Below are 7,251 nucleotides of genomic sequence, written 5' to 3' on the forward strand. Positions count from 1 at the left end.
CGGACGACGAAGACTGAGTCCCCGCACCCGCTCGATGCACCTCGACGCCACCCGCCATGGCGTCACCTCGTCAGCCCTGGCCGTCGACGCCCCCTTCACCTACGAATCGCCGCAGGTGAAGGGGGCGCTTCCGGCGGTCGATCCGACGTCGTCCCATCAGCTGAACGTCACCTGGCGTGGCCTGGCGCAGAGCTCGGCGAGCGCCTCAGCCGTCACGGGCGAAACGGCGCCTTCCTCGGTGACGATCGCCGTCACCAGCTCCGGCGGCGTCACGTCGAACGCCGGGTTGTACGCCTGGGTCCCCAGGGGCGCCACCGGAATCCCGCCTCCCGCTCCCGTCACCGGCGCGTGCGGGGCTGTGACCTCGGTCACCTCGTATCCGGGGCGCTGTTCGACCTCGATGGACGCCCCGTCCGGCGTCTCCGGATCCACCGTCGTCAACGGCGCCACCACGATGAACGGCACGTGGTGGTACCGCGCGAGCACCGCGAGCGGATAGCTCCCCACCTTGTTCGCCACCGATCCGTCGGCCGCGATCCGGTCCGCCCCGATCAGCACCGCGTCCACTTCCCCCGCCGCGAACAGCGAACCGGCCGCGTTGTCGGTGAGCAAGGTGTAAGCCATGCCGCTGCGAGCCGCCTCGTAGGCCGTCAGGCGAGCGCCCTGCAGCAACGGACGCGTTTCGTCCACCCACAGCCGCCGCAGCCGCCCCGCCCGGTGCGCCTGGAGGGCCACCGCGAACGCCGTTCCCTCGCCCCCCGACACCAGCGATCCGGTGTTGCAGTGGGTGAGGATCCGGTGTCCTCCGCCCGGCAGCAACTCGTCCAGCAGCGCCAGTCCGTGCCCGGCCATCCGGGCGCTGGCCTCGGCGTCCTCCCGGTGCACCGCCCGCGCCGCGACCAGCGCCGCCACGGCCGCAGCCCCGGAGTCACCACTCTTGGCCAGAGCCGACCGGTACGCCGAAACGGCCCTGCGCACCCCGACGGAGAGATTCACGGCCGTGGGCCGGGCACCCTCCAGCGCCACCGCGGCCTCGTCCACGTCGAAACCCCGCACGGCGGCGAGCGCGACGCCGTACGCCCCCGCTATCCCGAGCAGCGGCGCCCCGCGCACCGCGAGCGTCCGGATCGCCTCGACCAGTGCCGACGCGTCCGTGCACACCAGCTCGACCTCCTCGGCCGGCAGTCTGGTCTGGTCAAGAAGGACCACCACGGGGCCCTCGGGCGGCTCCTCCCAACGGATCACGGGCATTCCTGTCGGCCGCTTGTCCTCGCCGGTTTGCGCGTACTGATCAGCCATGCCGTCAGTCTGCCCCGTATCCGGCGGACAATTGAAGGTGCGGAGCCTGTACCGCGGCAGGTCACTGGGTGACCACCCCATGGCACGATGGCAGCCAACCTGCCACCGCGACCGCGGACGGGCACCGTGAAGGAGCTTCGATGAACGACACTCCGGGCTGGGCCTCGCCCGGATCCGCCCCGTCCGACGGGCGGGAACCCGGCGCGTCCGCCCCTGCCGACCGCCCCGTTCCCGCAGGCCCTGCCGAGCAGCCCACCGACCAGCCGGGTACGGACCCACAGGGCTCCGACTCGAAGTGGTCCAAGGACCAGCCCCCGCCCGGCCAGTGGTCCGCGCCCACCGGCGCTCCGGCACCGGGCCAGGCACCGCCGCCACCACCGCCCGGCCCCGGCTGGGACGGCCGGCCCCCCGGCGGCGGTTACGGAGGCTACGGCGGCCCGGGGGGGCCTGGCGGCTACGGTCCGCCCGGCGGCTACGGAGCCTGGGGCGGCGGCTGGGGCGGTCCCCCGCCCGCCGCCAAGCCCGGCGTGATCCCACTGCGCCCGCTCGGCGTCGGCGAGATCCTCGACGGTGCCGTCTCCACCATGCGCACCTACTGGCGCACGGTCCTCGGCATCTCGCTGACGGTCGCCGTCGTCACCCAGGTCGCGGTGATCCTCCTCCAGGGCCTCGTCCTCAACGACACCGAGACCACCGACACCCTCAACGACCCGAGCGCCTCCCTCAGCGAGGTGTCCCGCGCCGCCGGCGAGGTCATGGTCAGCTCGGGCGCCGTCCTGCTGATCTCGCTGGTCGGCACCATCATCGCGACGGCCCTGCTGACCACCGTCACCAGCCGCGCCGTACTCGGCAGGTCCGTGACCACGGGCGAAGCCTGGCGCGATGCCCGCCCCCAGGTCAGCAAGCTGTTCGGCCTCATCGTCCTGCTGGGACTCATCGCGGTCGGCGTCCTGCTCGTCGGCGCTCTGCCCGGCATCGTCGTCGCGATCGCCGGCGGCCCCGGCGGCGCCATCGCCGCACTGCTCATCGTGGGCCTCCTCGCGGGCGGCATCGTCACCCTGTGGCTGATGATCCGCTTCTCGCTGGCCTCTCCCTCCCTGATGCTGGAGAAGCAGAGCATCACGAAGTCGCTGGGACGCTCCGCCAAGCTCGTCCGCGGCTCCTGGTGGCGGGTCTTCGGCATCCAGGTCCTGGCGACGATCATCGCCAACATCGTCTCCTCGATCGCCGTGATCCCCTTCGCCGTAGGCGCGGCGCTCATCAGCGGCGACGGTTTCTCCGGCTTCCTCGAGAGCACGAACACCAACGTCGGCTGGACGTTCCTCATCATCAGCGGCATCGGCTCGGTGATCGGCTCGATGCTCACCTTCCCGATCAACGCGGGCGTCACCGTGCTCCTCTACATCGACCAGCGCATCCGGCGCGAGGCCCTCGACCTCGAACTGGCCCGCGCCGCCGGTGTCGAGAACTACGGCACCAGCACCCCCGGCACCGTCCCGGGGAGCTGATGCGGTGAGTCCGACGGGGGGAGTACTCACAGCGGTGCCCGCGGCCCTGCTGCGGGCACGGGTGACGGCCCTGCTGTCGTCGGCCGGTTCGGGCGACGAACCGCCCGTGACCATCCCGCGCGACCCCGCACGGAAGGCGGCACGGCACGAGCTGTCCAAACGCATGTACCACGAGAACGACCCGGGGCTGTTCCAGCGTGCCCTGAACGCCTTCCTGGACTGGGTCGGCCGCCTGCTCTCGGCCGCCTCGTCCGCGACGCCCGGAGGCACGCTGGGCCTCGTCGTCGTGGTGCTGACCGTCCTCGCCGTCATCGGCGCCCTGTGGTGGCGCCTGGGCACCCCACGCCGCCAACCCGCCTCCGCCGCGGCCCTGTTCGACGACCGCCCCCGCAGCGCCGCCGACCATCGCGCGTCCGCCGAGGCACACGCCGCCCAGGGCCACTGGAACCAGGCCCTCCAGGAACGCATGCGCGCTGTCGTCCGCGCCCTGGAGGAACGCGCCCTGCTCGACGCCGGCCCCGGCCGCACCGCCGACGAGGCCGCCGCCCAGGCCGGCCGCGTCCTGCCCGCCCACCAGGACCGGCTGCGTGCCGCCGCCCGGGATTTCGACGACGTGACGTACGGCGGCCGCAGGGCGACCCAGGCGTCGTACGAGCGCATCACGGAACTCGACCGGGACCTGGAACGCACCAGACCGACACTCGCGAGCAGCACCCGGAGCACCGCCCACAACACCCGCCAGGGGGCCGCCGAATGACCAACGGCGTAGCCCTTCCGCCCACGACCACCGCGCCCACCACCCGCCAGGTGTGGACCCGGACCCGGGGCATCGTCCTCGCCGTGGTGCTCCTGCTCGCCGGTGCCGTCGCCATCGCCGTCGTCCGCTCCGACAGCAGGCACGGCGACCTCGACCCCCGCTCCGTCGACCCCTACGGCAGCCGCGCCGTCGCGGAACTCCTCGCCGACCGGGGCGTGTCCACCCGCGTGGTCACCACCCTGGCAGAGGCCCGCGCCGCGGCCGACCGCGACACCACCCTGCTCGTCGCCGTCCCCGACCTGCTCACCCCGGGGCAGCAGTCCCGGCTGCGGGTGTCGACCGCCGGATCGGGCGGCCGCACGATCCTGGTCGCAGCCGGCAGCAGGTCCGTCGAACGACTCGCCCCCGGCGTCACCGCCGACCCCGCCACCAGCCTGAGGTCCGCCCTGGACCCGCACTGCGACCTGGCCGAGGCCCGTCGCGCGGGCAGTGCCGACACCGGTGGCATCCGCTACACCACCACCCACCTCGACGCCGACTCCTGCTACCCGAGCCAGCGTCTGGCCACGCTCATCCGCGTCCCCGCCGCCTCCGGGGGCGGGGACACCATCGTCCTCGGCGCGCCCGACATCCTGCTCAACGACCGCCTCGACGACCAGGGCAACGCCTCGCTCGCCCTCCAGCTCCTCGGTTCCCGCCGCCATCTGGTCTGGTACCTCCCCTCGCTCTCCGACTCCTCGGCCGCCGGCACGGGCGACCAGAAGTCCTTGTTCGACCTGCTCCCCTCCGGCTGGCTCTGGGGCACACTCCAGCTCTTCTTCGCCGCGGCCCTCGCCGCCTTCTGGCGGGCACGCCGACTCGGCCCCCTGGTAGCCGAGAAACTCCCCGTCGCGATCCGCGCCTCCGAAACCGTCGAAGGCCGCGCCCGCCTCTACCGCAAAGCCAACGCCCGCGACCGCGCGGCCGCCGCTCTTCGCTCCACCGCACGCACCCGCCTCGCCCCCCTAGTCGGCGTCCCCGTCTCCCAGGCGGACGCTCCCGAGGCTCTGCTCCCCGCCCTCTCCGCCCACCTCCACGGCGACGGCCAGGCCCTGCACTCCCTCCTCTTCGGACCGCCGCCCGGCGACGACGCGGCCCTCATCGCCCTCACCGACCAACTCGACGCCCTCGAAAGAGAGGTACGCCGTCCATGATGGACCCGACCACTGACACCGCCGGGACCACCGGGAACCCGGCCGACGCACGTGCCTCCCTGGAGGCCCTGCGCGCCGAGATCGCCAAAGCCGTGGTCGGCCAGGACCCCGCCGTGACCGGCCTCGTCGTCGCTCTCCTCTGCCGCGGACACGTACTACTTGAAGGAGTCCCCGGAGTCGCGAAAACGTTGCTCGTGCGCGCCCTCGCCTCCGCGCTCGAACTGGAGACCAAACGCGTCCAGTTCACCCCCGATCTCATGCCGAGCGACATCACGGGCTCCCTCGTCTACGACACCCGCACCGCCGAGTTCTCCTTCCAGGCCGGACCGGTCTTCACCAACCTCCTCCTCGCGGACGAGATCAACCGCACTCCGCCCAAGACCCAGTCGTCCCTCCTCGAAGCCATGGAGGAACGACAGGTCACGGTCGACGGCACGCCCCGCCCGCTCCCCGATCCCTTCCTGGTCGCCGCCACCCAGAACCCCGTCGAGTACGAGGGCACGTACCCCCTTCCCGAAGCCCAACTCGACCGCTTCCTCCTCAAGCTGACGATCCCCCTCCCCTCCCGCCAGGACGAGATCGACGTCCTCACCCGCCACGCCGAGGGCTTCAACCCGCGCGACCTGCGCGCCGCCGGCGTACGCCCCGTGGCGGGCCCCGCCGACCTCGAAGCCGCCCGCGCCGCGGTCGCCAAGACGAGCATCTCCTCCGAGATCACCGCCTACGTCGTGGACATCTGCCGTGCCACCCGCGAGTCGCCGTCCCTCACGCTCGGCGTGTCCCCGCGCGGCGCGACCGCCCTGCTGGCCACCTCACGCGCATGGGCCTGGCTGACCGGCCGTGACTACGTCATCCCCGACGACGTCAAAGCCCTCGCCCTGCCCACCCTCCGCCACCGCGTCCAGCTCCGTCCCGAAGCCGAGATGGAGGGTGTGACGGCCGACTCCGTCATCAACGCGATCCTCGCCCACGTCCCGGTCCCCCGCTGATGCCCCTCACCGGACGCGCCGCCCTCCTGGCGGCCATCGGATCGATCCCCGTCGGCATCTGGGAACCCGGTTGGACGGGCATCCTCGCAGTCAACGGCCCGCTGGCCCTCGCGTGCGCCTGCGACTTCGCCTGGGCCGCTCCGGTACGACGCCTCGTGCTGACCCGCTCCGGCGACACGTCAGCGCGTCTTGGCGAGACCGCCGACATCACCCTGACCGTGGCCAACCCGTCCCGACGCACACTCCGGGCCCGGCTCCGGGACGGCTGGCCGCCCAGCAGCTGGCAGGCCGGCACCGAGATCGAGGCTTCGCGGCACCGACTCACCGTCCCACCGGGCGAACGCCGACGCGTGACGACCCGCCTGCGGCCAACGCGCCGCGGCGACCGTCAGGCAGACCGCGTCACGATCCGCTCCTACGGCCCCCTGGGCCTGTTCTCCCGCCAGAGCGGCCACCAAGTGCCCTGGACCGTACGGGTCCTGCCCCCCTTCACCAGCCGCAAGCACCTGCCCTCGAAACTCGCCCGACTGCGTGAACTCGACGGCCGTACCAGCGTCCTGACTCGCGGCGAGGGCACCGAGTTCGACAGCCTCCGGGAGTACGTCCCCGGCGACGACACCCGCTCCATCGACTGGCGAGCCACGGCCCGGCAGTCGGCGGTCGCCGTACGCACCTGGCGTCCCGAACGCGACCGGCACATCCTGCTGGTCCTCGACACCGGCCGCACCTCCGCCGGCCGCGTCGGCGACGCCCCACGCCTGGACGCCTCGATGGACGCGGCGCTCCTCCTCGGCGCCCTCGCCTCACGCGCGGGCGACCGCGTGGATCTGCTCGCCTACGACCGTCGAGTCCGTGCGCTGGTCCAGGGCCGCGCCGCAGGCGACGTCCTCCCGTCTCTGGTCAACGCGATGGCGACGCTGGAGCCCGAACTCGTCGAAACGGATGCGCGCGGACTCACGGCCACGACACTTCGTACGGCCCCGCGCCGTTCCCTGATCGTCCTTCTGACGACGCTGGACGCGGCCCCGGTCGAACAGGGTCTGCTTCCGGTGCTCTCCCAACTGACCCAACGCCATACGGTTCTGCTCGCTTCCGTGGCCGATCCGCACGTCGCCCGAATGGCGACGGCACGCGGAAACGCCGACGCGGTGTACGAGGCGGCGGCAGCGGCACAGGCGCAGAGCGAACGGCACCGCACGGCAGAACAACTCCGCCGGCACGGTGTCACGGTTGTGGACGCGACCCCTGAAGATCTGGCTCCCGCACTGGCCGACGCGTATCTGGCCCTGAAAGCGGCGGGCCGGCTCTGACACTCCGGGGCGGGCCCTTCCCGGGGCCTGCCCCAATTCCGATGTAAATCGACGCTGGTCCACACGAATCTGCGCGGATTTAAAAGGCCCGTAAACGCGAAAAGGCCCACGCCATATGGCGTGGGCCTTTCCCAAAATTTGTTCGGCGGTGTCCTACTCTCCCACAGGGTCCCCCCTGCAGTACCATCGGCGCTG

6 protein-coding genes are annotated in these 7,251 nt (G+C 72.4%); 5 read left to right on the forward strand and 1 reads right to left on the reverse strand.

Annotated elements, in window-relative coordinates; genetic code table 11:
* Window positions 1–156: 156 nt before the first annotated feature.
* Window positions 157–1,299 carry an S-methyl-5-thioribose-1-phosphate isomerase gene (gene mtnA, locus ACFXI4_RS07670; protein ID WP_362724543.1) on the reverse strand — a complete coding sequence of 381 codons (1,143 nt, stop codon included), beginning with the start codon at window positions 1,297–1,299 and terminating at the stop codon, window positions 157–159.
* A 140-nt stretch (window positions 1,300–1,439) separates the two neighbouring features.
* On the opposite strand from mtnA, the gene ACFXI4_RS07675 reads away from it, so the two are divergent.
* Genes ACFXI4_RS07675 through ACFXI4_RS07695 form a run of 5 tightly spaced genes read left to right on the forward strand, consistent with a single transcriptional unit; the run spans window position 1,440 to window position 7,056 of the window.
* Window positions 1,440–2,807, forward strand: a complete 1,368-nt coding sequence (locus ACFXI4_RS07675) for a hypothetical protein (protein WP_384988817.1) — start codon at window positions 1,440–1,442, stop codon at window positions 2,805–2,807.
* A gap of 34 nt (window positions 2,808–2,841) precedes the next feature.
* Window positions 2,842–3,564 (forward strand): DUF4129 domain-containing protein, encoded by a 723-nt coding sequence (locus tag ACFXI4_RS07680; RefSeq protein ID WP_384988818.1) that lies wholly within the window; start codon window positions 2,842–2,844, stop codon window positions 3,562–3,564.
* Complete coding sequence (locus ACFXI4_RS07685; RefSeq protein WP_384988819.1) at window positions 3,561–4,757, forward strand: DUF4350 domain-containing protein; 1,197 nt, start codon at window positions 3,561–3,563, stop codon at window positions 4,755–4,757. The genes ACFXI4_RS07680 and ACFXI4_RS07685 overlap by 4 nt, the downstream gene beginning before the upstream one ends.
* Complete coding sequence (locus ACFXI4_RS07690) at window positions 4,754–5,746, forward strand: AAA family ATPase (RefSeq protein ID WP_384988820.1); 993 nt, start codon at window positions 4,754–4,756, stop codon at window positions 5,744–5,746. Before ACFXI4_RS07685 ends, ACFXI4_RS07690 begins: the two co-directional genes overlap by 4 nt.
* Window positions 5,746–7,056, forward strand: coding sequence for a DUF58 domain-containing protein (locus ACFXI4_RS07695; RefSeq protein WP_384988821.1), 1,311 nt, complete (start codon window positions 5,746–5,748; stop codon window positions 7,054–7,056). The genes ACFXI4_RS07690 and ACFXI4_RS07695 overlap by 1 nt, the downstream gene beginning before the upstream one ends.
* Window positions 7,057–7,251 lie beyond the last annotated feature (195 nt).

Origin of the sequence: Streptomyces sp. NPDC059224 (assembly GCF_042754285.1) — a bacterium.
Lineage (GTDB): Bacteria > Actinomycetota > Actinomycetes > Streptomycetales > Streptomycetaceae > Streptomyces.